The sequence below is a fragment of the Pseudomonas sp. A6 genome, from assembly GCF_052367875.1.
Taxonomy (GTDB): Bacteria; Pseudomonadota; Gammaproteobacteria; order Pseudomonadales; family Pseudomonadaceae; genus Pseudomonas; species Pseudomonas citronellolis.
On record NZ_CP198970.1, the window covers coordinates 4,955,557 to 4,980,002 of the forward strand.

27 protein-coding genes and 2 pseudogenes are annotated in these 24,446 nt (G+C 65.9%); 16 read left to right on the forward strand and 13 right to left on the reverse strand.

Annotated elements, in window-relative coordinates; translation table 11 throughout:
* Positions 1 to 420: 420 nt before the first annotated feature.
* Both ACTWJ5_RS21575 and ACTWJ5_RS21580 read right to left on the reverse strand, forming a co-directional pair.
* Entirely contained in the window at positions 421 to 768 is a 348-nt protein-coding gene (locus ACTWJ5_RS21575) for a putative quinol monooxygenase (RefSeq protein WP_261748170.1), read from the reverse strand.
* Positions 769 to 787: 19 nt separating this feature from the next.
* On the reverse strand, positions 788 to 1,174 hold the full coding sequence (locus ACTWJ5_RS21580) for a hypothetical protein (protein ID WP_261748169.1): 387 nt from the start codon (positions 1,172 to 1,174) through the stop codon (positions 788 to 790).
* A gap of 147 nt (positions 1,175 to 1,321) precedes the next feature.
* On the opposite strand from ACTWJ5_RS21580, the gene ACTWJ5_RS21585 reads away from it, so the two are divergent.
* The 3 genes and pseudogenes from ACTWJ5_RS21585 to ACTWJ5_RS21595 form a co-directional block, all read left to right on the forward strand.
* Positions 1,322 to 2,176 (forward strand): AraC family transcriptional regulator, encoded by an 855-nt coding sequence (locus tag ACTWJ5_RS21585; protein ID WP_444436528.1) that lies wholly within the window; start codon positions 1,322 to 1,324, stop codon positions 2,174 to 2,176.
* A gap of 559 nt (positions 2,177 to 2,735) precedes the next feature.
* A pseudogene (locus ACTWJ5_RS21590) lies at positions 2,736 to 3,137 on the forward strand (PAS domain-containing protein); the annotation flags it as partial.
* Positions 3,138 to 3,239: 102 nt separating this feature from the next.
* Positions 3,240 to 3,437: pseudogene (locus ACTWJ5_RS21595) on the forward strand (methyl-accepting chemotaxis protein); the annotation flags it as partial.
* Between the two features lie 214 nt (positions 3,438 to 3,651).
* Here ACTWJ5_RS21595 and ACTWJ5_RS21600 read toward each other — a convergent pair.
* Complete coding sequence (locus ACTWJ5_RS21600) at positions 3,652 to 3,903, reverse strand: bacteriocin immunity protein (protein ID WP_249917215.1); 252 nt, start codon at positions 3,901 to 3,903, stop codon at positions 3,652 to 3,654.
* 3 nt (positions 3,904 to 3,906) lie between these two features.
* The gene (locus ACTWJ5_RS21605) at positions 3,907 to 5,193 is read right to left on the reverse strand and encodes an S-type pyocin domain-containing protein (RefSeq protein ID WP_261748167.1); all 1,287 of its coding nucleotides are present in this window, start codon (positions 5,191 to 5,193) and stop codon (positions 3,907 to 3,909) included.
* 727 nt (positions 5,194 to 5,920) lie between these two features.
* Here ACTWJ5_RS21605 and ACTWJ5_RS21610 point away from each other — a divergent pair.
* Complete coding sequence (locus ACTWJ5_RS21610) at positions 5,921 to 6,196, forward strand: hypothetical protein (RefSeq protein WP_058070128.1); 276 nt, start codon at positions 5,921 to 5,923, stop codon at positions 6,194 to 6,196.
* A 64-nt stretch (positions 6,197 to 6,260) separates the two neighbouring features.
* Here ACTWJ5_RS21610 and ACTWJ5_RS21615 read toward each other — a convergent pair whose 3' ends face one another.
* Both ACTWJ5_RS21615 and ACTWJ5_RS21620 read right to left on the reverse strand, forming a co-directional pair.
* Positions 6,261 to 6,920, reverse strand: a complete 660-nt coding sequence (locus tag ACTWJ5_RS21615; protein ID WP_116423709.1) for a glutathione S-transferase family protein — start codon at positions 6,918 to 6,920, stop codon at positions 6,261 to 6,263.
* Between the two features lie 298 nt (positions 6,921 to 7,218).
* A complete protein-coding gene (locus tag ACTWJ5_RS21620; RefSeq protein WP_370311620.1) occupies positions 7,219 to 7,293 on the reverse strand; it encodes a hypothetical protein in 75 nt (24 codons plus the stop codon).
* 142 nt (positions 7,294 to 7,435) lie between these two features.
* On the opposite strand from ACTWJ5_RS21620, the gene ACTWJ5_RS21625 reads away from it, so the two are divergent.
* From ACTWJ5_RS21625 to ACTWJ5_RS21640, 4 genes are all read left to right on the forward strand, one after another.
* Positions 7,436 to 7,897, forward strand: a complete 462-nt coding sequence (locus ACTWJ5_RS21625) for a hypothetical protein (protein ID WP_444436529.1) — start codon at positions 7,436 to 7,438, stop codon at positions 7,895 to 7,897.
* Between the two features lie 33 nt (positions 7,898 to 7,930).
* Complete coding sequence (locus tag ACTWJ5_RS21630; protein ID WP_051878371.1) at positions 7,931 to 8,638, forward strand: peptidoglycan-binding domain-containing protein; 708 nt, start codon at positions 7,931 to 7,933, stop codon at positions 8,636 to 8,638.
* Between the two features lie 14 nt (positions 8,639 to 8,652).
* Positions 8,653 to 9,129: a hypothetical protein gene (locus ACTWJ5_RS21635; protein ID WP_444436530.1), complete on the forward strand. Its 477-nt coding sequence runs from the start codon at positions 8,653 to 8,655 to the stop codon at positions 9,127 to 9,129.
* 44 nt (positions 9,130 to 9,173) lie between these two features.
* Positions 9,174 to 10,345 (forward strand): IS3 family transposase gene (locus ACTWJ5_RS21640; protein ID WP_444436531.1). Its coding sequence is split into 2 segments (ribosomal slippage): positions 9,174 to 9,441 and positions 9,441 to 10,345, totalling 1,173 coding nucleotides; the frame shifts between segments, so codons are not numbered across the junction.
* A 1,048-nt stretch (positions 10,346 to 11,393) separates the two neighbouring features.
* On the opposite strand, the gene ACTWJ5_RS21645 is transcribed toward ACTWJ5_RS21640, so the two are convergent.
* The 3 genes from ACTWJ5_RS21645 to ACTWJ5_RS21655 all read right to left on the reverse strand — a co-directional run bounded on the left by ACTWJ5_RS21645 (position 11,394) and on the right by ACTWJ5_RS21655 (position 13,554).
* Positions 11,394 to 12,203 (reverse strand): class I SAM-dependent methyltransferase, encoded by an 810-nt coding sequence (locus tag ACTWJ5_RS21645; RefSeq protein ID WP_116423706.1) that lies wholly within the window; start codon positions 12,201 to 12,203, stop codon positions 11,394 to 11,396.
* A gap of 91 nt (positions 12,204 to 12,294) precedes the next feature.
* Positions 12,295 to 12,888, reverse strand: a complete 594-nt coding sequence (locus ACTWJ5_RS21650; protein ID WP_061561201.1) for a histidine phosphatase family protein — start codon at positions 12,886 to 12,888, stop codon at positions 12,295 to 12,297.
* A 237-nt stretch (positions 12,889 to 13,125) separates the two neighbouring features.
* Positions 13,126 to 13,554, reverse strand: coding sequence for a hypothetical protein (locus tag ACTWJ5_RS21655; protein ID WP_261748162.1), 429 nt, complete (start codon positions 13,552 to 13,554; stop codon positions 13,126 to 13,128).
* Positions 13,555 to 13,976: 422 nt separating this feature from the next.
* Between ACTWJ5_RS21655 and ACTWJ5_RS21660 the strand changes: the two genes are divergently transcribed.
* Positions 13,977 to 14,330, forward strand: a complete 354-nt coding sequence (locus tag ACTWJ5_RS21660; RefSeq protein WP_083426707.1) for a hypothetical protein — start codon at positions 13,977 to 13,979, stop codon at positions 14,328 to 14,330.
* A 21-nt stretch (positions 14,331 to 14,351) separates the two neighbouring features.
* Here ACTWJ5_RS21660 and ddlA read toward each other — a convergent pair whose 3' ends face one another.
* The 4 genes from ddlA to ACTWJ5_RS21680 all read right to left on the reverse strand — a co-directional run bounded on the left by ddlA (position 14,352) and on the right by ACTWJ5_RS21680 (position 17,690).
* Positions 14,352 to 15,446, reverse strand: a complete 1,095-nt coding sequence (ddlA, locus tag ACTWJ5_RS21665; protein WP_197887471.1) for a D-alanine--D-alanine ligase — start codon at positions 15,444 to 15,446, stop codon at positions 14,352 to 14,354.
* 389 nt (positions 15,447 to 15,835) lie between these two features.
* Positions 15,836 to 16,660 (reverse strand): aldo/keto reductase, encoded by an 825-nt coding sequence (locus ACTWJ5_RS21670; RefSeq protein ID WP_444436532.1) that lies wholly within the window; start codon positions 16,658 to 16,660, stop codon positions 15,836 to 15,838.
* A gap of 18 nt (positions 16,661 to 16,678) precedes the next feature.
* Entirely contained in the window at positions 16,679 to 17,092 is a 414-nt protein-coding gene (locus ACTWJ5_RS21675) for a VOC family protein (RefSeq protein WP_444436533.1), read from the reverse strand.
* A gap of 49 nt (positions 17,093 to 17,141) precedes the next feature.
* On the reverse strand, positions 17,142 to 17,690 hold the full coding sequence (locus tag ACTWJ5_RS21680; RefSeq protein ID WP_444436534.1) for a histidine phosphatase family protein: 549 nt from the start codon (positions 17,688 to 17,690) through the stop codon (positions 17,142 to 17,144).
* Between the two features lie 195 nt (positions 17,691 to 17,885).
* Between ACTWJ5_RS21680 and ACTWJ5_RS21685 the strand changes: the two genes are divergently transcribed.
* The 7 genes from ACTWJ5_RS21685 to ACTWJ5_RS21715 all read left to right on the forward strand — a co-directional run bounded on the left by ACTWJ5_RS21685 (position 17,886) and on the right by ACTWJ5_RS21715 (position 24,446).
* Positions 17,886 to 18,101 carry a CbtB domain-containing protein gene (locus ACTWJ5_RS21685; RefSeq protein ID WP_074976825.1) on the forward strand — a complete coding sequence of 72 codons (216 nt, stop codon included), beginning with the start codon at positions 17,886 to 17,888 and terminating at the stop codon, positions 18,099 to 18,101.
* A gap of 45 nt (positions 18,102 to 18,146) precedes the next feature.
* Positions 18,147 to 18,884 (forward strand): CbtA family protein, encoded by a 738-nt coding sequence (locus ACTWJ5_RS21690; RefSeq protein ID WP_249920137.1) that lies wholly within the window; start codon positions 18,147 to 18,149, stop codon positions 18,882 to 18,884.
* A gap of 270 nt (positions 18,885 to 19,154) precedes the next feature.
* The gene (locus tag ACTWJ5_RS21695; RefSeq protein WP_074976831.1) at positions 19,155 to 19,694 is read left to right on the forward strand and encodes a Csu type fimbrial protein; all 540 of its coding nucleotides are present in this window, start codon (positions 19,155 to 19,157) and stop codon (positions 19,692 to 19,694) included.
* Between the two features lie 44 nt (positions 19,695 to 19,738).
* Positions 19,739 to 20,284, forward strand: coding sequence for a Csu type fimbrial protein (locus ACTWJ5_RS21700; RefSeq protein WP_074976833.1), 546 nt, complete (start codon positions 19,739 to 19,741; stop codon positions 20,282 to 20,284).
* A gap of 8 nt (positions 20,285 to 20,292) precedes the next feature.
* Positions 20,293 to 21,009: a fimbrial biogenesis chaperone gene (locus tag ACTWJ5_RS21705; protein WP_253409722.1), complete on the forward strand. Its 717-nt coding sequence runs from the start codon at positions 20,293 to 20,295 to the stop codon at positions 21,007 to 21,009.
* Positions 21,010 to 21,017: 8 nt separating this feature from the next.
* On the forward strand, positions 21,018 to 23,405 hold the full coding sequence (locus ACTWJ5_RS21710) for a fimbria/pilus outer membrane usher protein (RefSeq protein ID WP_444436535.1): 2,388 nt from the start codon (positions 21,018 to 21,020) through the stop codon (positions 23,403 to 23,405).
* Positions 23,406 to 23,420: 15 nt separating this feature from the next.
* Complete coding sequence (locus ACTWJ5_RS21715; RefSeq protein ID WP_444436536.1) at positions 23,421 to 24,446, forward strand: Csu type fimbrial protein; 1,026 nt, start codon at positions 23,421 to 23,423, stop codon at positions 24,444 to 24,446.

Genomic DNA, 24,446 nt, shown 5'->3' on the forward strand with positions numbered 1-24,446 from the left:
CATCGCCATGTCGCTAGTCGAGCGAGCCGTGCCTGCACGGCAACTGGCTGAAAGATCGTTGCCTGGCTGAGCGCTTTCCACCTGCGCGGCCAGGACTGTTCCAGGACGGCGAAAAGCCGTTCAATGGGCTCGCCCCCGACAATCCCCTGCTGAACCACCCGCGCGTGCTCTGCACCCCGCACCTGGGGGACGTGGGGAAAAACGGCTACGGAGGCCTTGGTGGGGCGTGGCGAGTAGTCAGGGTGGAACTGGGTGCGCCGGTGTTTGGCGGTTTGGGGGATGGTTGCCAAGAACGGAAAGGGGGACAAAAAAGGATTCATTTAAACAACCCAATCCTGTCCATACAGACAGATTCAGAGTAGAAAAACAAATTTAGCCTTCGTCCCCTTTAGCCTTCCTGCTCCGAACCTCCGGGGCGGCTCAAAGTGCCGTGGCACTGGTCGGCCCCGCCATCTCGCCGGCCTGTTCGATAAGCGGTGACACGAGGAATGTCCCGAAGCGCAGCCCCACGATCAGTCCCTCCGCCGCCAGTTCGAACAGCCTGGCCAGGCATGGCAGATGGAAGTGTGCGGCCATGCGTTCGATCGAATCCCAGTACCCGGTGAGAAGCCAGGTGTCGCCAGAACCGCTGTCGCAAGCCAGATGGTAGGCCGTGCAGCCCGAGAGACGATTCAGGTCTGCCAGCAACTCTTGCAATCCCATTCGAAGAACCGCCACCGAGCCGCTGGCCGGATCGATTTCGACCGTGCTCACTGCAACGAGGCCCATGGATGTCATCTCCTGAGGCTCATTGGGCCAGCAGCTTGCGCGCCAGCGTCAAGCCTTCCTCCCGGGTAGCGACGACCCGCAAGGGGTAGCCCCAGAACGCCTCGAACTTGCCCGCGAACAGTTCGGCCGCCTTCCGCTTGACGAGGTCCGGCTCGATGTAGACCTGCGCTTTGACGAACGACCGCAAGGCAGCCTTGTGGCGCTTCATCCACAGGGACAACTGCTTTCTCTCTTCATGGGAATGCTCGTGCTCCTCCTGCTGCGTTCGCTCCTCGTCCAGCAATACGAACGGTTCCGCACGCCCCAGCAAGGCTTCGAAAGCCTTGAACCCCTCGTCGTCGGTGTCAATGCCGGATGCACCGACCTGCATCCGGACCAGCGGAAACTGTGTGGAATCAATGACCATGCGAACCGTCCCCTGCGTTGAGTAGTGGCGCCGTGGATATGGGGCGCCGTCAATTCGCCTGCAAGATAACTAGCCCGGTCGCTTTGCGTCATTGCACAATCTAGCCACACTATTTTTCATTTCAGCCAACCGATTCGGAAAGCGCTTATGGACTGTGTTATCGCCGACGGCCCATCGCTCACATGGGATGTCGATAGCATCGCGCGCCAGGTCACGGCGTTGAATGCATCCCATGTCGTTGCCAGGGACTGGGAGCACGCGCCTCACCAGCACCGCAAGGCGCAACTGATCTATTCGGTGCGCGGGATCCTCAACTGCGAGCTGGATAGCGGCGTGTGGATCGTTCCGCCGCAGTGCGCCATCTGGATTCCCGGAGAGATGCCGCATTCGGCCCGGGGCTCGGGAGAAACCGAGTGCTATTGCCTGTTCGTCGAACCGGGCGCGATCGAAGGCCTGCCTACCCAGTGCTGCACGCTCTCGGTCTCGCCCCTGCTACGCGAGCTGCTGCTCAAGGCGACTGGATTCGAACAGTTGTACGCCGAGAACGGCCCGGAGGCGCGGCTGATCGCCGTGCTGCTGGACGAGTTACGGGAGGCGAGCGTGGAGCGTCTGCATTTGCCGATGCCGCAGAACCAGCGCCTGCGTCAGTTGGCGCAAATGCTGCTAGCCGATCCTTCGAGCAAGACATCGATGGCTCAATGGGCCAGATGCATCGGCATGAGCGAACGCAACATGAGCCGCTTATTGATGCAGGAAGTCGGCATGAGTTTCGGGCGTTGGCGCCGGCAGTTACATATCATTCTTTCGCTGCGGCGCCTGACCAACGGAGAGAGCGTGCAGGCGGTTGCGCTGGAGTTGGGTTACGAGAGCGCCAGCGGTTTCGTGACCATGTTCCGCAAGGCGATGGGCAAGCCGCCGGCGCGCTACCTGCTGGAACGCGCGGCCGCCGCGGGGAATGCCGGTGACGCCGCGCCTGGGGGCAGCATCGTGCTGGCGCCTTGAGGGCTGGGTATGCAGGCGTAAACCGCTAACCAATGTCCTTCCACATAGGGGTCTTCTGCGATGTCGATGGCAGGCCCGGCACGCAGGCCGGCCGTGGGGCTTGCCAGCTCCTGAACCAAAATCAGCGCCTCGCTCAGCAGGACCAGGCGATACCAGACGAAGCGCCCTCGCCCACAACCAAAAAACAACCCCCTATTCCCTCGCCACCCCCTTTTACATATAAGATATGATTTCATACTAATTTGACATCACCGCAAGCGGCGAGGAGTGGCGAGGCATGTGGTTCGCAAAGGGGGCGAAGGAACTGGCGGGTGAGGTGAGCGAGCTGTGCCGGCAGTGGCTGGCGGGGAATTGGCGTAGCCCGGCCGAGTATGCCGCGCTGAGCCGTCATCGCGAGCTTGCGCTGGCCCTGCAGGATGTCCAGAGCCATTGGCAGGAAGACCGCGCCACCCTCGCACGCCTGGCGGAACGTCACGACCGCGTCGATGAAGCCCAACTGCAGGAACTACAGGCCTCGCTCAGCTTGCGCGAGCAACAGCAGGCCGAGGCCGAGCAAGCGATGAAGCGTGCCGAGGAATGGGCCGCTGCGGTCGAGGCGGAGCGGGCGCGGCTGCTGGAGGAGCAGCAGGTGTGGGAGTTGACCAAGCAGACACTGACCGAGGGTTGCTGGGACCTCAGCGTGGTCGATGGCAACCCCGATCATCCCGACAACGTGATTCGCTGGTCGGATCAGTTCCGTTCGTTGATCGGCTACAACCGCCAGGAGTTTCCCGATGGCTGGGACAGCTATTTCGCCATCACCCAGCCCGAGGACCAGCAGCGCGTCATGCGCGCCTTCGGCGAGATGATGGCCGACCCCACCGGGCAGCGCGTCTATGTCGTCGAGTACCGCATGCGCCACAAGACCCGCGGCGACCTGTGGTTCCGCGAGCGCGGGCGCTGCCTGCGCGATGCCAATGGCGTGCTGTTGCGGGTGACCGGCGCGACCCGGGAAATCACTGATGAGAAGGCTGCGGAAGCGCTGCGTGAGCGGGAGCAGGTGAGCATCCAGAACACCTACGCCGAGATTTCTCAGATGGCGGGCGTGATCAAGGGCATTGCCGAGCAAACCAACCTGCTGGCCCTGAACGCGGCCATCGAGGCGGCGCGGGCGGGCGAACAGGGGCGCGGTTTCGCCGTGGTGGCCGACGAGGTGCGCAACCTGGCCAAGCGCACCCAGGACTCGGTGCTGCACATCCAGTCGATGCTCAACAAGCAGCAGGGCCAGGGCTGAGCGAGGTCGTACGACCTCGCTCGCGTCGCCTCGAAAAGGCGTATAGCTGCTATGGCGCGTTGGGCCGTCACGTCTAAGAGGTTGTAACTATGCCGGGCAATGAGACCGGATTTATTTTTCTCCCGAAGCCGGTCAATCGTTCCAGCTACATTATTAAAATGGTGTAAGGCTTAGAAGATACCTTTTGATAAACAATACCGTTCTAAGTCTTGAATCCAGGCAGGCCATTGGCCTTACGCCATGTTTTTACAGCGAGAGCGATACCAGCAGACGAATTATCCGCGCCCTCTTCTGGGTAGTAGATAAGGTCTGTACCATCCGGATGCTCAGTAATTTCACAAAAGTGCTCTAAAAGCTCTCCTAGCACACCATCTGAAGCCGACTTATTCGCCGCACGTATCTCGTCAACGAGCCGAATAAACTCATCTTCCGTGTAGTCAGTAATTCTCTTCATAACTCACCTATGAATATCAATATGTTTTTTAGGCGTAACGACACGGAGATTATCTAATCCATACAACTCACCGCCTTCGGACACCAAGTCGACGTGGTGCAATTCAAAAGACTTACGCTTCCCTAGCGTATCCCTGTTCCGTGCAATTGGAGCATTGCCACCCAGCATCCGCTCAAGATTATCATGCCCGAACTGGATTGCCAGTTCAGCATCACTTGCCACAGTCTTCCAAAACATCTCTCTGAAACTGTCAAAACTGTTGAAACTCATCCCTCGTAACGTATCAGCAATTTGCGTAGGAATAGGGCTCCCACTTCCCTCTCCTGCCCCAGCCAACCAGATGCCCTGCACATCCTCGCCCGTTCCTGTAACAACTCCCGGTTCGCGCCGGACATTCAGAACTATATATAACGGCTCAACTCCAGAATCCGCCGGAAAAACAAGAATAAAGTCCTTGTATTCAGGAGGATAGATGGGATTGACGATTATCTGTTCCGCCTTTTCGGTAGGCGGGAATATCCAGATAAGCGGCGCTCGTGGAGGAGCTTCTAATGCAGGAATTCTGCTGGAAGAATCAACAGCGGGAGTCCAGAGCAGCGTAATTCCGTCGCCCAGATCAGCAACCCTTCGCTCGTTGAACTGGACAACATCCAGCATTTCCCAATCGCGATTCTTCTGTGTATTGAAGCCATATCCCTTCAGGCTTCCATCTGGCTGTTCTTCAATACGTAACCTGACCCTTGATCTGGCCTTGCCGAGCGACCTCAATTGTTCCTCACTGTAAAGGGCGCTATCTCCCAGGCTAGAAGGCCACAGCAATGCAACAAGCCCTACGAATGTGCCCGCTGCTACGCCAGTGGTGACAACAGGCCCACTGAGCGGTGTGCAACGACCTGCGCAAGATGCTCCTCTTACCGAAAGCCCTTGCAACACCAGCCGACCGAAGGTTGAGGGTACATCCCCGCTGATTTTCTTTAGAAGAAGACTTCCCTCACCGTCGACTTCGCGCCCTCCCAGCAACGCAAAGCTACCGTAATCCTCTAAGTTTCCTACAGGAATCGGATTGGCATGATCGATTACAGCGTCAGGTAGCTTGCAGGACTTCGCAAACACAAACCCAGGTATCGTAGGACGGGTTTCTACAGGTATAGGAATTTTCCTGGGGTATGACGACTCACGTGGCCAATCTGGCTCCTGTTCCTTGTACTTCATTTTCTTGAGCAGTGGATTGGGCATCGCAGGTTTGCATACCTGCGGCATTGGCCCTGGCCCTGAACTTCGGTTACCCATGGTATTTCCTTGATTACTGCCATGAACAAAGAAATACGATTAGCGGCGCTGCATGCTTGTGCAAGTAGCAAGCCTGAAGGAAGCTTCCTTTTTCCCTCTGAGACACATCCCATAAACAAGAAATCCTATTGAAACGGCCTTTCTTTTAGCTCCAGAGGAAATTAATAGAGACCTATTCTCTCAACCACAACCCAGTACCCCAAGAGAATCCAGGGAAAGTTGGAGAAGAACTCCACTACGCACATCCATCTCAAGATTCAGAAAATTTTGAATAGGCTTTTAGTTACTCCAATCACATACGCCCCTTCGTAACACCTCGTTGAATATGGACGGCGGCCTTCCAAACCACCCGAAATTTCCCACCCACATTCGCCCTTGTGAGCCTACAAACCCCGTCGATAGATTCCGTTCCTGCCACGGTCAATCCCGTGGCCCGGATCGCAGTCCGGCGATAACCAACGTGCACGAAGCGCCGACGCACCTTGCACAGGCGCTTTTTCTTGCCTGCTGTTATGTGCAGCCATGGCGAGCCGTGCGGGGCAGGCTTCGGCCTGGCCGGTCTTTACGTTGGTTAACCGGTACTGCGACCCCGCACGGTCCGCCGCCCTTCCCGGGCGGGCGGCTCCTTCCTCCGAAACAGGAGCAACGGAAATGCCTAAACACCCACTGTTCGTTGTACGTGCCTTGCTGTCCTCCCTCCCCTTCGCCTCCATCCCGGAGGTGCGTCATGCCTGATCGCAAGCTGGTAGCGCTGCAATCCCAGGCCTTCGATGGCGTGCTGTATGTCGACCTTTCCGCCCCTGCGGAGCATCTCTACGACGTGGCCGAGCGCCGGCTGAACGCGCTGGAGGACCTGCTGCGGGTGCTGGAGGTGCACGAAGGCCACGATGTGCTGGTCCATGAAACGGCGCGGGTCGCCTCCGCCCTGGTGCCGCTGGTGGGCGAAGCGCGGCAGTTGTACGAGCTGGCGCGCAAGCGCGCGCTGGCCCCCGCCAACGTGTAACCCCGCTCCACTGCCTGACCAGGCCGGCGCCCGTGCGAACGGGGCCGGCCTTTTTCGTGCGGGCTCAGTCGCGGTCGGGCGCGCCCAGCGGGAACAGCGGGCGGTAGGGCCGGGCCTCGTCCATCGCCCTGGCGAACGAGGGGCGCGCCAGCAGGCGGGCGCGGTAGGCGCGCAGGGTCGGGTAGGTCTCGCCGATGGGGTGCGTCCAGTCGGCGTAGAACAGCGAGGGTGCGGCCGCGCAGTCGGCCAGGGTGAAGGCTTCGCCCGCGGCCCAGGTGCGGCCCGGCAGTTGGCCTTCCAGCCAGGCGTAGGCGCGTTCGAGCTTTTCCACCGCGTCGGCCAGGGCTTCCTGGCGCTTGGTCGCGTCGCCCGTCAGCGCGCCGCCCACGGCGTGTTGCACCGGCGTCATCACGTGCAGGTCGAAGAAGCGGTCGAGAAAGCGCACGTCCAGCGCCGCCAGCGGGTCGTCCGGCAGCCAGCGCACGGGGCCGCCGTGGGTGAGCTGCAGGTATTCGATGATGATGCTGCTCTCGGCGAGGCTGCGCTCGCCGTCCAGCAATAGCGGGAACTTGCCCAGCGGCCATAGCCGCAACCACTGCGCCGCGTGCTGCGGCGTGTCGGGGCCGATGCAGCGGAATTCGAAGGGCGTCTGGTTCTCGTACAGCGCCATCAGCACTTTCTGGGTGTACGAGGAAAACGGGTGACCGTAGAGCACGAGCGCCATGGCGGACCACCTGTTTGCTGTGGGTGTGCCAGCGGCAAGTGGTAGCACAGCCTGCCGGGGGCTGCACGCCAACCGACCGGCGACGCGTTGTCCAGTGGTCGCTTTTTATTATCGACAATGTATGTAAATTCCTGGCGCCTTATATTCATCAGAGGTTCGAAAGACCACGAAAACTGTCACCTGGAATTTACACTTCCAATAACAAAATCAAATAAGAATTTCCTACATGATTTCATTCCAAGATTATCAAAAAATACCCTGCGGGCGCCTTGGACAGGTAGGCGAACGACAGCTAGCTTCAGCTTGAACGCCGCAGTCCTGGCGCCCTCCACCATCCACAGGGAAGTACGAAGATGGCCTTCGATCGCTTCAATTCCCGTATTGCAATCACCCTCGGCCAATTCACTTTATTGAAACGCGCCGACCTGTTATTCGACCGTTATAGCGAGCCCTATATAGTTTCCCTCGCCATCGATACTTCGAATATCCAGCAGGGTGCCCTTACTTTCAATTACATGCCCTTCCCGAAAGTTCGCCAGGGCTCGACGGTGAGCATGCTCGGCGACGGCCACCTGCTGTATGGCCCGGCCAACCCCGGCGAGTACGTCGCGCTGTCGTTGCTGATGATGGAATCCGACCGCGACCTGCGCGAGGCGGGCGAGCGCATCCGCGACGTGGTCGGCAGCAAAGCCGCCGACCTGGGGCTCAAGGCGGTGATGCTGGCCAACCCTGGCTCCGCCGCCGTGGTCGCCTTGCTCAAGGAACTGACCGCCTTCACCGCCGGGCGCCTGGCCAGCGATGGCGACGACGAGCTGTTCCGCACCGAGGGCGCCTTCCTGCGCGACCAGCCCAACCCCTACCACATCAACCGCAGCTACCGGCAGGGCAACGACTTCATCGACCTGGAGTTGCGCATCCTCCCGCTCGACGCCCCCAACGGCGAAGGCGCCGCCCCGCAGACGGTGGAACTCGCCTGAGCCCTGTCCCGCCCCATTACCGAGGAACGCACCATGGTCACCGGACTGGATCTGTACACGCTCGCCGCCACGAAAAAGAACCAGAAGTACGCCAACGTGCTGGTCCCCAAGGACAACCCCAACTGGAACGGCCCCTGGGACTGCGCGGAATTCGTGTCCTGGGTGGCCTACCAGAAGCTGAAGAAGCTCTACGGCTGCGTGAACAACCAGGGCAACCCGGCGACCACCGAGGCCTATTCCGGCGCCTGGGTGCATGACGCCAGCAACGGCACCCTCATCCCCACCAACGAGGCCGACGCCATGCTCACCGCCGGCGTGGTGCTGGTGCGCAAGCCGCCGCTGCCCGGGCACATGGGCCACGTCGCCATCACCGACGGCGCCGGCAAGACCATGGAGGCCGCCGGCACCGGCCTGGGCGTGCGCGCCGGCAATGTCACCGGGCGCGTCTGGGACTATTACTGCCGCCTGCCCGGTGTGAGCTACAGCAGCAACCCGGGCACGCCCAGGCTCAAGCCGCCGCCCTCGGTCATCCGCCTGGAGCAGCCGAACGTGAAAGGGCCGAAGGTGACGGAAATCCAGCAGGCGCTGAAGGCGGCCGGCTTCGACCCCGGCAAGATCGATGGCGCCTACGGCCCGCACACCACCGCGGCCGTGGCCGCCTTCCAGACCACCCACCGCCTGGTCGCCGATGGCGTCGTCGGCCCGGCCACCGCGCGCGCACTGAAGATCCAGTGGCCCTGAGCAGGAGACCGAGCATGGAACAGCAACCGATGAAGGCGCCCTTCTACCCGATCATCTACGTGCGCGGCTACGCCATGAGCCGCGGCGAGATCGACGAGACCACCGCCGACCCCTTCTGCGGCTTCAACCTGGGTTCCACGGTGATGCGCGCGGTGGCCACCGCGGGCGCGCCGCCGCGCAAGTTCGTGTTCGAGTCGCCGGTGATCCGCCTGGCCAGCCAGTTCGGCTACGGCGACGTGTACGAGGACGGCTATGACGTCCTCGACCCCAACTGGCTGGCGCAGAAGAACAACAAGCTGGCCGCCCGCTCCATCGTCATCTACCGCTACTACGACCCGGCCTCCACGCTGCTGGGCGTCGGCAAGACGCCGAGCATGGAGCAGTTCGCCCAGGGCCTGAGCGAGCTGATCCTGCACCTGCGCGACCTGGCCTTCGCCAACCCGGCCAACGAGTTGGCGAAGAAGGAAGACTGTGGTGGTTCAATTTCCTAGGACACCTCGATAGGTGGAAAATCCACTGAATAGAGGAGTCATTCATGAGCCGTAAACGCAGAGCATTCGATGCCAGCTTCAAGCTGCAAGTCGTCCAGATGATCAAAGACCAGGGCCTGAGCATTACGCAGGTCTGTCGAGACATGGACCTGGGAGAGACGGCAGTTCGCCGCTGGGTTCAGCAATACGAAGCCGAGCTGTCGGGGCAGGCGGGAGTGGGTAAGCCGTTGACACCCGAGCAGCAGCGGATTCGTCAGTTGGAGGCCGAGAATCGCCAGTTGAAGCAGGACAACGACCTGCTAAAAAAGGCCTCGGCCTTCTTCGCCCGCGAACTGAAGTGATTCACCGGTTGATCGCGCAGCAGCAGAAGGCCGGAGTTGCACGGCTGTGTCGGCTGCTGGGTGTCAGTCGGTCGGGCTACTACGCCGCACAGCGCCGCCCCTTGCGCCCAGCCTTGCACTGCCCGGTAGCCGCTTCCTTGAAGGCCCTGTTCATGAGCTGCGGGCGTACCTATGGGAGTCGTCGCCTGCAAGCCGCGCTCAATGGCGAGGGCGTGCATGTAGGGCGCTACCGAGTCCGCCGGCTGATGCGCGAGCACCGGCTTCGGCCAGTCTGGAAGCGCAAGTTCGTGCACACGACCAACAGCAAGCATGACCTGCCGATAGCCTCCAATATCCTGGCCCGCCGGTTCGATCCTCCGGCGGCAAACCAGGCCTGGGTGGCGGATATCACCTACATCCGTACCCGCCGTGGCTGGCTGTACCTGGCTGCAGTGATGGACCTGTATTCGCGCAAGATCGTCGGCTGGGCGATGGCGCCGAACATGTCGGCGGAACTGGTCTGTTCGGCGCTACAGATGGCGATTGCTCAGCGGCAGCCAGCGCCAGGCCTGGTCGTGCACTCGGATCGTGGTAGCCAGTACGCCAGCGAGGTTTATCGCGCGCTGCTCAAGCGGCATGGCCTGGTCTTGAGCATGAGCCGCAAGGGAAATTGCTGGGACAACGCGGTCATGGAACGCTTCTTCCTGAACCTGAAAATGGAGCGGGTCTGGCAACGTGACTACGCCAACCATGCTGAGGCTATGACCGACATTGCCGACTACATCGTCGGCTTCTACAACAACGTGCGCCTGCACTCCAGCCTGGGCTATCTGCCTCCCACCCGCTACGAGCGCAGGCCACCCAGACAACCTATCGAAGTGTCCGAAATTATTTGACCACCACAGTCGGCTTGGGCTGGGGTTTTGTAGGAGGGATGGAGCGGGGAGGCCTGTGGTGTGTGGCCTGAAGAGCGCCCTCTCCCTAACCCTCTCCCTGAAGGGAGAGGGGACCGTTCGGAGTGCGTTGGTGTTCGGCGTTAGATGGCTAGCGCAGGGATTGCCGGCTGGAACCAGGCCTTATCTCGGCACAGACTAGCCCCCTCTCCCTTCAGGGAGAGGGTTGGGGAGAGGGGAAAGCCCGAGCGCCGGTGTCATTCCCACTGTAGGAGCGCGCCCTGCGCGCGATTCGCGGGCAGGACCCCAAGCCTTATCTCGGCACAGACTAGCCCCCTCTCCCTTCAGGGAGAGGGTTGGGGAGAGGGGAAAGCCCGAGCGCCGGTGTCATTCCCACTGTAGGAGCGCGCCCTGCGCGCGATTCGCGGGCAGGGCCCGCTCCTACAGGCGCATGGCCTCACGGAGCGCGTAGGGGAATGGAATCGAGCGAGCAGGCCTGCGGCCCCCTCACCCTAACCCTCTCCCGGAGGGAGAGGGGACCGTTCGGAGTAGTCGGGGAGGTTGGAGTCAGCCGGAGACCAAGGATTCTCCGGCTGAAACCTCACTCCCAGCCGGCACGGGCAGCCCCCTCTCCCTCCGGGAGAGGGTCGGGGTGAGGGGAAAGCCCGAGCGCCGGTGTCATTCCCATGTAGGAGCGCGCCCTGCGCGCGAATCGCGGGCAGGGCCCGCTCCTACAGGTGCATGGCCTCACGGAGCGCGTAGGGGAATGGAATCGAGCGAGCAGGCCTGCGGCCCCCTCACCCTAACCCTCTCCCAAAGGGAGAGGGGACCGTTCGGCGTGCGTTGGTATTTCGGCGTTAGCCGGCTAGCACAGGGATTGCCGGCTGAAACCAGGCCGCCTCTCGGCACGGGCTAGCCCGGTAGGATGGGTTGAGCGAAGCGATACCCATCACCATGGCCCGATGGGTATCGCAAGCTCAACCCATCCTACGAAAAGCATCTCGCCGCAGCCGCCAGACAGGCCGCGTATGACCGCGAACGGTTACATGCCCTACCAGCGATAACGCAGCAGCCGGCCGATACGGCCCAGGGTGGGCCAGCGCTGCATCAGTTGCACGAATGCGCGGGACGACCAGGCCATCCGCCGGCATTCCTCGGGGGTGTAGGTGAGACGCTCCTCGACCAGTTGCAGCCCCGGCACCAGCGCCTCCAGCTCCTTGGGCTCGTCCAGTGCCCAGTGCACCCGGGCGCCGCGTGCCCAGAACGGCAGGAACAGCCCCAGCATGCGGATGCCGAAGCGGTTGTAGCCGTCGAAGATCAGCTCGCCCTGGGGGAAGCGCGCCAGCAGGCCGCGCAGCAATGCGCTCACCTCAGCTTCGCGCAGGTAGGGCATCAGGCCTTCGGCGACGATCAGCAGCGGGCGGCCGGTGGGCAGCGCGTCGAGCCAGGACGGGTCGCCCATCGCGCCGGGCAGCAGCGTGCAGCCTTCGCGTGCCGGGTATACCTCGCTGCGCAGCGCCAGCACGTCCGGGTAGTCCACTTCGAACCAGGCCACGCTGGGCGGCGGGTTGAGGCGGAACACCCGGCTGTCCAGGCCGCAGCCCAGGTGCGCCACACAAGCATCGGGGTGGGCGGCGAGGAATTCGGCGGCCCAGCGGTCGAGCTTCCAGGCGCGCAGGGCGATGCCGACGTAGCTGCTGCGGCCTAGGCGGAAGCGCGCGAAGTCGTAGTCCAGGCGCGCCAGCGCGGCAGCCGCGAAGCGGTCCTGCAGCAACGAATCGGGCAGGCGGCTTTCCATGGCCTTGGCGTAGAAGGTGATCAGCAGGGTTTCCTTGACCCCGCCGAGCTGGATGCGTGGCATTGGCGGCTCCCGGGGCGGACGACGGCACCGCCCTCCCCCGCAAGCCTAGGACCGCATCGGCGGATGCCGCAAGCGCAGCGGCGCCGTCGGCTCAGCGCAATTGCAGGCGGGCCCAGTCCCGCGGGGCAATCTCGCCGGCCAGTTGCAAGCCACCGCGGGCGTCGCTGAACAGCACCAGCGAGGTGCCGTAGCCGGGGGTTTCCAGGTCCCGGTGGCTGAGCGCCTGGGCCAGTTGCTCCATGCATTCGCTGTGGGTGACCAGGATCAGGTTGCGGTGGCTGGCCTTGTGTTCCAGCACGTGGTTGAGCAGGTTGCCGGTGCAGTCGGCGACCCAGGCCTGGCCCAGGGTGCCGTCGCCGAACATCAGGCTGGCGGTCTGCAGGGTGCGCGTCAGCGGGCTGGCGTAGACGTCGGCGTTATCCAGGCCGAAGCGGCTGCGGTAGTCGTCGCCCAGGGCCGTGGCCAGCGCCCCGCCGCGCACGGTGATGCCGTCCTCGGCGCCCAGGCAAGGAGCGTCGGAACGGTCGCAGCGCTCGGCGTGGCGCACCAGCACCACCACCTCGCCCAGGCGCCAGTGGCGGGCCAGGTCGTCCTCGCCCGGCAGCGGCGGGCGCTGCGCCGCGACGCTGGCCGCGCCGCACAGGGCCACGGCCAGCAGGCCGAGCAGCCCGCAGGCCAGGGCCATTACCCGTCCGGATGGACGCCGCCAGGTTTCCGGAATCTGCCTCACTTCGCCACAGGCCTCGCGCTCGATGGTTCGGAACGCACCCGGCACGCTGCCGGATGCTGGCCGCCATCCTGCACGGGCGAAGGTGAAAACTCCGCGAGGCGAATGTGAGGATTTCGTTGAGCGCCAGCCGCCGCTCGGGATGCCGACGACCCGCAGGGCCAGGGCCGTCGGCGGGCCCTGGCCGGGCGGGCGTCAGTCGCTGATGCCCTGGATGTCGTTGAAGGTGGACAGCAGGGTGTTCAGCGAATCCAGGCTACGGTCCTTGTCCGGGGACTTGGCGTGCAGTTCCCGCACCGCGCCCTCGACCGCCGCGTTGGCGGCCTTCCAGTCCTCCGGGCTCTTGCGCTTGAGCTCGGCGGCAGCGGCGCGCCACTTGGCCTGCAGGGCGTCGACCTTGGCCCGGGCGCTGGCGAAGTCGTCGGCGCCCACCGCGTCGAGCGACTCCTCGGCCAGGCGGCCGTATTCGGTGAGGTCGCCCAGCGGGCCCTGCTGGTCGTCGGCCTCCATGCCGCTGGGCGGCGCGGCGTCCTCGGCCCAGGCCGGGTTGTGTGCGACCGGAACAACAGCAACCAGCAGCGCCGCCAGCGCCGCCGCCAATACCGTCCGCGAGGAAGAACTCATCGTCTGGCTCCTTAGGCTGGCCAATGTGACTTCGAGGAGTGTAGAGGCTGGGCGGTCAAAATTGCAGCCACCGGGCATGGCCTCGGTAAACCGGGAACGCCATCGAGAAAACCCTCATCAAGGAATTTCCCTACAGCACATAACGCTCAGCTCCCACGAGCCGGATCGATAGTCTTCCCGCCGTCATGGCATTGGCCATGACGGGGTGTCGCAACCCAAAGGTCCTTCAGCACAGCAGCAGCATTCAAAGCAAAGGCGCCACGTGCGTCGCGCTTGCCTTGGTTATGGCTGGCCGTGCAGGGCAGGCTTCCGCCTGGCCGGAACTCTCCTTGGACCTCCGGTTTGCGACCCCTGCACGGCTCGCCGCCCTCCGTGTCGCAACGGCTGCGGCGGGTTCCATCCGGTCCAAGGAGCGTAAGGAAATGCACCAGTTCCCTTCCAAGCCCGCGCCCCTCCGCGCGAAGAACGCCCGCCCGGGCATTCAGCAAGAGTCTTTCAGGATTCGTGAATTCAAACCCCTTCCGGAAAGCTCGCAGGCCTTCTCCGAAGTGCTTTACATCGACACGCTGGCACCCTCGACGCAATTGCTCGACACCGCCCTGCAGCGCCTGCGGGCGCTCGGCGGCGTGCTCGACCTGCTGGAGGAGCACCCCGCCGCCAGTGCCTCGCAGTGGGACCTGGCGCGCTGGAGCGCAACGTTGCGCATGCTCCACGCCGACACCCAGGCACTGCTCGAGGCTGCGCACCAGCGCACCCACGAGGAACGCCCGGAGTAACCGGCCCCCGCCGCGCCCGCCTCAGCGGCTGGTCTGCAGGCGGCGGCGCGCGGCGTGGCGTTCCAGGGCCAGGTCGATCAGCCGGCTGACCAGTTCGCTGTAGCTCATGCCGGCAGCCTGCCAGAGCTTGGGGTACATGCTGATGCGGGTGAAGCCGGGCAGCGAGTTGAGTTCGTTGACCAGCACCTGGCCATCGCCGGTGAGGAACACGTCGACCCGCGCCAGGCCCGAGCAGCCCAGCACCTGGAAGGCTTCCACGGCGAGCTGGCGGATGCGTTCGCAGGCCGCGGCATCGATGTCCGCCGGCACCACCACCCGGGCGGCGTCTTCGTCGATGTACTTGCTGTCGTAGGAATAGAAGCCCCCACGCACCACGATCTCGCCGCAGCCGCTGGCGATGGGCTCGTCGTTGCCGAGCACCGCGCACTCGATCTCGCGGCCGTTCACCGCGGCCTCCACCAGCACCTTGTCGTCGAAGGCCAGGGCCTGTTGCACGGCGGCGACGTAGCCGGCCTCGTCCTCGACCTTGCTGACACCCACCGAGGAACCCAGGTTGGCCGGCTTGACGAACAACGGCAGGCCCAGCTGGCGCTGCGCCTCGGCGAAGGGCGTGCGCGCGGCGGTGGCGCGGGTCAGGGTGATGAAGGGAGTGATGGCGATGCCGGCGTCGCGCAGCAGGCGCTTGCTCACGTCCTTGTCCATGCAGATGGCCGAGCCGAGCACGTCGGCGCCGACGAAGGGGATGTCGGCCATGCGCAGCAGGCCCTGCAGGCAGCCGTCCTCGCCCTGGGTGCCGTGGACGATGGGGAAGATCACGTCGACGTGGTCGAGCAACTGGCGGCTGCCGGTTTCCACCAGCTGCCGCTCGGCCTTGCCGGGCACCACGGCCAGCTCGCGGTTGGAGCGGTTGAGCGCAATCAGCGCCGGGTTCTCCTGGTTGAGCAGGTAGTCGGAGGCGTCGTTGAGGTGCCAGCGGCCGTCCTTGTCGATGCCGATCAACACCGGCTCGAACCGCGAGCGGTCCAGGGCATCGACTATGTTCTTCGCCGACTGCAGCGACACCTCGTGCTCCGCCGAACGCCCACCGAAAATCACCCCGACACGCAACTTGCTCATGACTGCCTCCAGCTTGCTGATGGGCGCTTCTTATCATGGTGGGGGGGATTTTTATAGGAGCGGTGGTCGGGTGGGGTGGTGCCTATTCTGAAGAGCACCCTCTCCCCAGCCCTCGGCTGCGCGCCCCGCCCTGAAGGGAGAGGGGGCTTGTCCGTGCCGAGAGCAGGTATGGTTTCAGCCGGAAATCACCGCGCTTGCCGGCTGACTCGGGAAAACCAGACCGCGCCGAACGGTCCCCTCTCCCTTCAGGGAGAGGGTTAGGGAGAGGGGGCGGAGCCACGCCCGAACACCTGCATATCCGGGAGGCACCGTTCGCGAGCAAGCTCGCTCCTACGAAAAGCCAAAAGCCGGAAAGCCAAAAGCCGAAAAGCCGAAAAGCCAGCCCAGCCTCAAACCACCGCCAGGTGCATCTTGCGCCGCGGCGGCGGGAAAGCCGCATCCAGCTTCGCCAGGTCCTCCCCATCCAGCCGCAGCTGCAGCGCCGCCGCATTGTCGCGGACATGCACAGCCTCCACCGCCTTGGGAATGGCGATCACCCCTTCCTGGCGGATCAGCCACGCCAGGGCCACCCGCGCCGGAGTGGCGCCGTGGCGTTCGGCCACTTCGCGCAGGCTGGCATCGCGCAGCAGGCGGCCGCCCTGGCCGACCGGGCAGTAGGCCATCAGCGGCATGCGCTGTTCCTGGCACCAGGGCAGCAGGTCCCATTCGATGCCGCGTTCTTCCAGGCTGTATTGCACCTGGTTGGTGGCGCAGTGCAGGGCGCCCAGTTCCTGCATGTCGTCGAGGTCGAAGTTAGAGACGCCCCAGCGGCGGATCTTGCCGTCCTGGCGCAGGCGCTCGAAGGCCTCGACGGTTTCCTCCAGAGGGTACTGGCCGCGCCAGTGCAGCAGGTAGAGGTCCAGGCAGTCGGTGCCCAGGCGCTTCAGGCTGCGCTCGCAGGCCACCGGCACGCCGCGGGCGCTGGCGTTGTGCGGGTAGACCTTGCTGACCAGGAAGACCTGTTCGCGCAGGCCGCGGATGGCCTCGCCGACCACCTCTTCCGAGCCGCCCTCGCCGTACATCTCGGCGGTGTCGATCAGCGTCAGGCCCAGTTCGATGCCTTCGCGCAGGGCCGCCACCTCGCGCTTGCGCGCCGCCCTGTCCTCGCCCAGCCGCCAGGTGCCCTGGCCGATGGCCGGGACACGCGCGCCATCGGCGAATACCACCTCTTTCATGCCTTGCTCCTTCTTCGTTCAATGCCAGGGGTCGTAGGTGCCGAAGCTCCACACGTGGCCCTCGGGGTCGCGGCAGGTGAAGCCCTGGCCGCCGTAGTCCTCGTCGCGGATGTCGATGACCATCTGCGCGCCGGCGTCCAGCGCGCGGCGGTACAGGGCCTCGGCGTCGGGCACCAGCAGGTACAGGCTCTGGGTGCAGCCGCCGACGTCCTCGGGCCGGCGCATCAGCCGGCCGTATTCGTTGTCCACCGCCGAACCCAGCATCAGCATGCCGCTGCCGTCGGGCAGGCACAGCTGGGCATGGGCCACGCCGCCTTCGCCGTCGTCCACCACCAGTTGGCGGACGAAGCCGAAGGTGTCGCACAGCCAGTGGATGGCCGCCGGCGCGTCGCGGTAGCGCAGGCAGGGGATCAGGCGGGGATGGCTGGCCATGGCGGTCTCCTCGTGGCGCTGGGGCCCACACAGCATAGACCGCGGCCCGTCACAGGCGCAGGCGCCAGCGCCCGTTGCGGACCAGGCGCAGCACGCCCAGCGGTTCGACGTCGATGGCGTTGAACGCCGCCGCGTCGGCCCGCAGCACGTGCAGCGCGGCGGCGCGCAGCACCGCGGGGTGGCTGACGACGATGAAGTGGCCGTCCTCGTCGAAGGCGTCGAGCCAGGCGCCCACGCGCTCGCACAACTGCACCTGGGATTCACCGCCGTGGGGCGCGGCGGCGGGGTCCGTCAGCCAGGCGGCCAGGTCCTGCGCCGCCGTGGCCTGCAGGGCCTCCAGGCTCTGCCCGCGCCAGGCACCGTAGTCGCAGTCGCGCAGGGCTTCCAGCAGCTGCGGCTCGGCGCCCCAGGCGGCGGCGGTCTGCCGGGCGCGCAGCTCGGGGGCGCAGAGCACCCGGCGCGGCGCCTTGAGCCCGGCGCGGCGCTCGGCCAGGCGCTCGTCCTGGCCCGGTTCCAATGGCTCGTCGGCCTGGGCGAAACGGCCCTGGCGCTGGGCGGCGGTGCGCCCGTGGCAGACGAAGCTCAGGCGGCTCGGCATCGAATTCTCTCCCATTCGCAGGCGCCGGGGTTTACACTGGCCGACGCTCTCGTAGCATCTTGTTACTTGGAAGGAAGCCGGTGAAAACCCGGCACGGTCGCGCCACTGTATTCGGTCCCAAGGCCGAGAGTCAGACCCTTCCCTACAAAAACAGATCGCCCACCATTTCAGGACGCGTAATCCTAGGAGGTCTCCATGGCTCATTCAGCCACCCACGCCGATGCCGGCGTATCGCTCCCCGTCATCCCGCTCGGCGAACTGCTGCCGTGGGCCATCTTCGGCGGCCTGCTGCTGCTCCTGGCGCTGTACTTCGTCGGCGCCGAACAGGGCGCCACCTCGATGTTCAAGGGCATGTACGTGCACGAATTCGTCCACGACGGCCGCCACCTGCTGGGCTTCCCCTGCCACTGACCCCGGGGACTCCCTGACATGACTGGAAAACTCCTGCTGCGCGGGATGCTCGTCGGCGTCCTGGCGGGCCTGCTCGCCTTCGGTTTCGCCCGCCTCTTCGGTGAGCCCGAGGTAGACCGCGCCATCGCCTTCGAAGAACAGATGTCGGCCATGCACGAGGCCGAGGAAGCCGCCGCCAACGGCGGCATGGCCGCACATGACCACGAGGAAGAACTGGTCAGCCGCGAGGTCCAGGCCAGCATCGGCCTGCTCACCGGCGTGGTGGTCTACAGCGCCGCCATGGGTGGCCTGTTCGCCCTGGTGTTCGCCTACCGGCTCGGCCGCTCCGGGCACCTGAGCCCGCGCGCGCTGAGCGCCCTGCTGGCCCTGGCGGCCTTCGTCACCCTGTACCTGGTGCCGAGCCTGAAGTACCCGGCCAACCCGCCGTCGGTGGGCGACCCGGAAACCATCCGCCAGCGCACCACGCTGTTCTTCCTGATGATCGCCGTGTCCATCGCCGCCGCCGCCATCGCGCTGAACCTGGCCCGCCGCCTGAGCGCCAGCCACGGCGCCTGGGCCGGCACCATCGCCGGCGTGGCCCTGTACGTGGTGGTCTGCATCGTCGCCGCGGTCCTGTTCCCGGCCGTGCGCGAAGTGCCGGCGGACTTCCCGGCCGACCTGTTGTGGCAGTTCCGCCTGGTGTCCCTGGGCATCCAGGCGATCCTCTGGACCACCGTCGGCCTGGTCTTCGGCTGGTGGATCGAGTCCAAGCCGCTGAGTCAATCGTTCATAGGAAAGGCCTGACCGCTTCCGGCCAGCCATTTTCCGCCGCGGGTCCCGTCATCGGGACCCGCTTTCCTACCCCGCCATATCCCCGCTTTTTCCAGACGCCCTCCCCCATCGGCCTTGTAGACAAACCCGCCGATTCTTGAGGCCTGCGAGGCCTACATCAGCCTACAAAAAACACCTGCTTAATCTGGCGAATAAACCTACGTTTTCGTCCGCCTTTTCATCTGGTTCAGATTGGCCATTCCTGGGGAAGATTTCCGCCGATCCCTTATCGAGGCCAAGACGATGACGCACAACCTGCTCAAGCACATATTCGCCGGCACCCTGCTGGCCCTGCCCCTGGAGCAAGCCCTGGCACTGGCGGAGGTATACGGCGACGTGGAGGTTTACCTGGAAATATCCAAGGGCTGCCAGGTGGGTGGAAGCGCAGTGCTCGACAGCACCAACGACTTCGGCGAACTCGATTTCGGCAGGGTCGGCCCGACCTGGGACACGACGTTGAAAACCCAGCTGATCAGCCCGCAAGGCGGCACGCTTCAGGTGACCTGCGATCCGAACATCAAGGCCTTCAAGGTCGCCATCGATGGCGGCCGGCGGGGCGATCGGATGTTGAAGCTCAACACCGGCCCGGACACCGTTGCCTACAAGGTGTACCAGGACGCCCAGCACACCAAGGAATACGCCGTCGACCAGTTCGTCTCCTTCCCCATCCCCACCGGCGGCGCGACCGTCAACATCCCCATCCATGGCTCCATCGCGCCCAATACCAGGCCCAAGCCGAGCGGCACGTACCAGGACACCCTGACCGTCACCATCGACTTCTGACGCCCTGCGGGGCCCGTCCATCCTCGACCCGCCTGGGGCTTGCCATGACACCTCACCCACTGCCGTGCCGGTGCGCCACGCTGCTGCCGGCCGTACTGCTCGCCACCCTGGCGCCGCTGCAAACGGCCAGCGCCGACACCCGCGCCAGTTTCCGGGTTTCCGCCAGCGTCACCCGCGGCTGCCTGGTCAACCACGCGGTGCCCGGCAACGGCAGCAACCTGGGCGACCTCGGGCGCCTGGACTTCGGCCGCCACCCGCCCGCTTCCACCGCCGGCATCAGCACCCGGCTGTCACCCAACAGCGCCGTCACCCTCAGTTGCACCCCCGGCGTGACCCTGCGCATGACGGTGAACGGCGGCCTGCACCTCGCCGGCGGCCTGCGCCACCTGCGCGCAGGCGAAGCGCAGTTGGCCTACCGCCTGTACCTCGACGCCGGCCTCAGCCAGGAGATCCCGGTCAACGCCAGCGTGCGCGTCGACTACGACGACGCCGAGAACATCCGGCTGCCGATCAACGCCGCCCTGCGGCTGCCCGGCAACCAGGCGTCCGGGCGCTACCAGGACCGCCTCGGGGTGACCTTGTCATGGTGAGCGCCCCGATGGCCCTGCTCCTCGCCCTGCTCGTCCTGCTGCCCGGCGCGGCGCGGGCCGGCAGCTCGTTGCTGATCTGGCCGATCGACCCGGCGCTGGAGCACGACCAGCGCGCCAGCGCGCTCTGGCTGGAGAACCACGGCAACCAGCCGGCCCAGCTGCAGGTGCGCATCTTCGCCTGGAGCCAGCGCGGCGGCGAGGAACACTACCAGGCGCAGCACGAGGTGGTCGGCAGCCCGCCGATGTTCCGCGTCGAACCGGGCGCCCGCCAGCTGGTGCGGCTGACGCGCCTGGCGCCCAGCGCCCCGGGCACGGAGCGCGCCTACCGCATTCTCATCGACGAAATCCCCACGCCGCAGGCCTCGCCGGCGCCCGCCGAAGGCAATGGCATCCGCTTCCAGATGCGCTACTCGGTTCCCCTGTTCCTCTATGGCGAGGGCCTGGGGGCGAAGAGCGCCGAGCGCCCGGCGCTGGACTGGCGCCAGCTCGTCGAAGGCGGCAAGGCCTACCTGGAGGTGCGCAACCGCGGGCCACGCCACGCCCGTCTGACGCAGGTGGTCCTCGAACGGCCTGGCGGCAACCAGGCGATCGAGGACGGCCTGCTCGGCTATGTGCTGGCCGGCGCCAGCATGCGCTGGCCGCTACCACGGCCGCTGAGCGGCGGCGGGCGCCTGCGGGCGGAGGTCAACGGCGAAGGTGGCGAGATAGCCGCCGCGCCCCGCTGAGCCGGGCCATGGGCCGCCAGTCGCCGCGCCGCTGCCCCGCGCTGCTCGCCGGAGCCGCCCTGCTGTGCGCAGGCGAGCCCCCGGCGGCGGCCTCGCTGCCCCTGCCGCCGCGGGAGTCCAACGTCCTGGTCGATGATGCCCGCCTGTACCTGGAGGTGCTGGTGAACCTGCGGCCGAGCGGCCAGGTCATGGCCGTGGACAGGCGCCAGGAGCATTTGCGCATGGATGCGGCCGACCTGCGCGCCCTCGGCCTGCCGGTGACGCGCGACGGCCCGCTCGACCTCGCCGAACTGCCGGAAGTCGAAGTGCGCTACGACGCCGCCCAGCAACGCCTGCTGCTGCAGGTGCCGGCGCACTGGCTGGCGGAACAGCACCTGCAAGGCGCGGCGCCACAGGCCCGCCTGCCGGCCCGCAGCAGCTTCGGCGCCCTGCTCGACTACCAGCTGTACGCCAGCAGCCCGCAGGACGGCCAGGACATCCACTCGGCCTGGACCGACCTGCGCCTGTTCGGCGACTTCGGCGTGTTCAGCCACAGCGGCGTCTACCAGCAGCCCTTCGGCGGTTCGGCGCAGCGCAGCCGCTACCTGCGCTACGACAGCGCCTGGCGCTACGCCGACGAAGAACGCGCGCTGACCTACGAGGTCGGCGACCTGGTCAGCCGCACGCAATCCTGGGCCACGCCGGTGCGCCTGGGTGGCGTGCAACTGTCCCGGGATTTCGCCATCCGCCCCGACATCGTCACCTATCCGCTGCCGCGCTTCGCCGGCGAGGCGGCGCTGCCCAGCACCCTGGACCTGTTCATCGACGGCTACCGCAACAGCAGCTACCAGCTGCAGCCCGGCCCCTTCAGCATCGGCGGCCTGCCCTACATCAACGGCGCCGGCCAGGCGGTGCTGCAGACAACCGACGCCCTCGGCCGCCAGGTCTCCACCAGCGTGCCCTTCTACGTCAGCAGCGACCTGCTGCGCCCGGGCCTCAGCGATTTCGCCCTCAGCCTGGGCAGCCTGCGCCAGGGCTACGGCGAGGACGACTTCGCCTACGGCACCGGTGCCGCCAGCGCATCGCTGCGCCACGGCCTGAGCGACTACTTCACCCTGCAGGCCCAGGCCGAGGGCGCCGCCGGCCTCGCCATGGGCGGCATCGGCGGCGTGTTGCGGCTGGGCACCCTGGGCATGCTCAACGCCGCCGCCAGCCATGGCAGCCAAGGCGGCGACGGCGGGCGGCAGTTCAGCTTCGGCTACCAGTACAGCGCGCGGCGCTTCAGCTTCTCCATTCAGCGCAGCCAGCGCGACGCCGGTTACCGCGACCTGGCGCACCTCGCCCAGGAGCACCAGTGGCGCGGGACGACGGCCGAAGACGAAGACGACGAGCGAGGGCGGCGCTATTCGCCCTTCCGCCGCAGCACCCAGGCCACCGCCAGCCTGGCCCTGGACGACTGGGGCAGCCTGGGCGCCGGCTACTTCGAGGTGGAAACCGGCGACGGCAGCCGCACGCGCCTGCTCAACCTGTCCTGGAGCCGCTCGCTGTGGGGCGACGCCAGCCTCTACCTGTCCGCCAACCGCGAGCTGGGCAACGGCAGGTGGAGCAGCGTCGTGCAACTGGTGGTGCCGTTCGACCTGCGCGGCACCCTCAGCGCCAGCGTCGAGCGCGACGCCGAGGGCCGCGGCAGTCGGCGCCTCGACTACAGCCAGTCGGCGCCCACCGAGGGCGGCTTCGGCTGGAACCTCGGCCTGGCCGACAACGCCCAGGGCGGCGCCTGGCGCCAGGCCGCGCTGCACTGGCGCGGCCAGCACCTGCAGGCCCGGGGCGGCCTGTACGGCAGCGCCGGCGACTACACCCACTGGCTCGACGCCGGCGGCGCCGTGGCCTGGATGGACGGCGCGCTGTTCCCCAGCAACCGCGTGCACGACGCCTTCGTGCTGGTCAGCACCGACGGCCAGGCCGATGTTCCAGTGCGCTACGAGAACCAGCTGGTCGGCCACACCAACGCCGACGGCCACCTGCTGGTGCCCTGGAGCAGCGCCTACTACGCCGGCAAGTACGAGATCGACCCGCTGGGCCTGGCCTCCAACGTCGTGGCGCCGCTGGTGGAGCAGCGCGTGGCGGTGCGCTCCGGCAGCGGCTACCTGCTGCGCTTCCCGCTGCAGCGGGTGCTGGCCGCCAGCCTGCTGCTGCACGACAGCCACGGCCGGCCGCTGCCGATCGGCGCCCAGGCCCGCATCAACGGCGGCCCGCCCGTGCCCGTGGGCTGGGACGGACTGGTCTACCTGGAACACCTGCAAGCGCACAACCACCTGCGCGTGAGCCTGCCCGACGGCCAGGCCTGCAGCCTGGTCTTCGACCTCGACCCGCAGGCCGAAGAACTGGCGCAGCTGGGCCCGTTGTCCTGCCGCTGAACCCCGGAGTCGACCATGACCATACCGAGCTACCTGCTGCCCCTCCTGGCCCTGGCGCCACTCACCGGCCTGGCCCATACCGTGACCGAGCAATGCAAGCCCAACCCCGGCAACGCCAGCTTCGGCACCCACGGCTCGATGACCATCGCCAACGGCGCCCCGGCCAGGCAGCTCTCCGGCGGCGCCCGATGCAGCCTCAAGGGCTATCCGATCCGCGAGAACTGGATAAGCCTGCGCCCGGTGAACCTCAACGGCGGCGTGCTGCGCAACGCCGCCACGGGCGACACCATCCCCTTCGAGCTGTACGGCGATGCCGGCCTGACCCAACGCCTGCAGCAGGGCCTGTTCTACGACTATTCCCGCTTCCCGTTTCCCGGCGGCACGCCGGACGTCTCGCAGTTCCCCTTGCACGCCCGCCTGCGCCCGGCCAACGTGGCGCCCGGCACCTACACCGCCACCATCCAGCTGCGCTGGCACTGGCGCATCTGCGTGGCCGGCCGCGTGCTCGGCGCCTGCTATTTCCCCGGCTGGGACATCACGCCCGGCGTAAGCGGCGGCTGCATCGCCGAGCTCTGCACCTCGGCGCCGACCGACTGGGGCACGGGCGTGCTCACCAACCTGCAACTGACGGTGCAGGTCCGCCGCGATTGCCAGCTCAACGCGCCCGCCGTGAACTTCGGCAGCGCGCCGCTGATCGCCGGCTTCCGCCCGATGCAGCAGCGCATCCAGGTGCGCTGCTCCAAGGGCACGAGCTACGACGTCGGCCTGAGCGACGGCGTCAACGCCAGCGGCGGCCAGCGGCGCATGGCCAGCGGCGGCAACCGCCTGGCCTACGAGCTGTACAAGTCGAGCAGCGGCAGCGAGCGCTGGGGCTCTGCGGGCACTGAAAGGCGCCCCAGCAGCAGCGCCGAACTGAACCCCGGCAGCCTCGACGGCCTCACCTACCAGGGCTTCGACTACCGCGCGGAAATCCTCCCCGACCAGCCCACGCCGCCGGCCGGCACCTATAGCGACAGCGTGGTGGTGGATGTGCGCTTCTGA

Coding starts and splice junctions, on each gene's coding strand:
- ACTWJ5_RS21600 (WP_249917215.1), bottom strand. CDS start 3,903: ATGAAGAGAATTACTGACTACACGGAAGATGAGTTTATTCGGCTCGTT.
- ACTWJ5_RS21650 (WP_061561201.1), bottom strand. CDS start 12,888: ATGGCCCTGGCCTGCGGGCTGCTCGGCCTGCTGGCCGTGGCCCTGTGC.
- ACTWJ5_RS21645 (WP_116423706.1), bottom strand. CDS start 12,203: ATGCCACGCATCCAGCTCGGCGGGGTCAAGGAAACCCTGCTGATCACC.
- ACTWJ5_RS21710 (WP_444436535.1), top strand. CDS start 21,018: ATGGGCCGCCAGTCGCCGCGCCGCTGCCCCGCGCTGCTCGCCGGAGCC.
- ACTWJ5_RS21685 (WP_074976825.1), top strand. CDS start 17,886: ATGGCTCATTCAGCCACCCACGCCGATGCCGGCGTATCGCTCCCCGTC.
- ACTWJ5_RS21575 (WP_261748170.1), bottom strand. CDS start 768: ATGGGCCTCGTTGCAGTGAGCACGGTCGAAATCGATCCGGCCAGCGGC.
- ACTWJ5_RS21585 (WP_444436528.1), top strand. CDS start 1,322: ATGGACTGTGTTATCGCCGACGGCCCATCGCTCACATGGGATGTCGAT.
- ACTWJ5_RS21630 (WP_051878371.1), top strand. CDS start 7,931: ATGGTCACCGGACTGGATCTGTACACGCTCGCCGCCACGAAAAAGAAC.
- ACTWJ5_RS21670 (WP_444436532.1), bottom strand. CDS start 16,660: ATGAAAGAGGTGGTATTCGCCGATGGCGCGCGTGTCCCGGCCATCGGC.
- ACTWJ5_RS21615 (WP_116423709.1), bottom strand. CDS start 6,920: ATGGCGCTCGTGCTCTACGGTCACCCGTTTTCCTCGTACACCCAGAAA.
- ACTWJ5_RS21715 (WP_444436536.1), top strand. CDS start 23,421: ATGACCATACCGAGCTACCTGCTGCCCCTCCTGGCCCTGGCGCCACTC.
- ACTWJ5_RS21675 (WP_444436533.1), bottom strand. CDS start 17,092: ATGGCCAGCCATCCCCGCCTGATCCCCTGCCTGCGCTACCGCGACGCG.
- ACTWJ5_RS21700 (WP_074976833.1), top strand. CDS start 19,739: ATGACACCTCACCCACTGCCGTGCCGGTGCGCCACGCTGCTGCCGGCC.
- ACTWJ5_RS21625 (WP_444436529.1), top strand. CDS start 7,436: ATGCCCTTCCCGAAAGTTCGCCAGGGCTCGACGGTGAGCATGCTCGGC.
- ACTWJ5_RS21705 (WP_253409722.1), top strand. CDS start 20,293: ATGGCCCTGCTCCTCGCCCTGCTCGTCCTGCTGCCCGGCGCGGCGCGG.
- ACTWJ5_RS21580 (WP_261748169.1), bottom strand. CDS start 1,174: ATGGTCATTGATTCCACACAGTTTCCGCTGGTCCGGATGCAGGTCGGT.
- ddlA (WP_197887471.1), bottom strand. CDS start 15,446: ATGAGCAAGTTGCGTGTCGGGGTGATTTTCGGTGGGCGTTCGGCGGAG.
- ACTWJ5_RS21680 (WP_444436534.1), bottom strand. CDS start 17,690: ATGCCGAGCCGCCTGAGCTTCGTCTGCCACGGGCGCACCGCCGCCCAG.
- ACTWJ5_RS21690 (WP_249920137.1), top strand. CDS start 18,147: ATGCTCGTCGGCGTCCTGGCGGGCCTGCTCGCCTTCGGTTTCGCCCGC.
- ACTWJ5_RS21660 (WP_083426707.1), top strand. CDS start 13,977: ATGCACCAGTTCCCTTCCAAGCCCGCGCCCCTCCGCGCGAAGAACGCC.
- ACTWJ5_RS21635 (WP_444436530.1), top strand. CDS start 8,653: ATGGAACAGCAACCGATGAAGGCGCCCTTCTACCCGATCATCTACGTG.
- ACTWJ5_RS21605 (WP_261748167.1), bottom strand. CDS start 5,193: ATGGGTAACCGAAGTTCAGGGCCAGGGCCAATGCCGCAGGTATGCAAA.
- ACTWJ5_RS21610 (WP_058070128.1), top strand. CDS start 5,921: ATGCCTGATCGCAAGCTGGTAGCGCTGCAATCCCAGGCCTTCGATGGC.
- ACTWJ5_RS21655 (WP_261748162.1), bottom strand. CDS start 13,554: ATGAGTTCTTCCTCGCGGACGGTATTGGCGGCGGCGCTGGCGGCGCTG.
- ACTWJ5_RS21695 (WP_074976831.1), top strand. CDS start 19,155: ATGACGCACAACCTGCTCAAGCACATATTCGCCGGCACCCTGCTGGCC.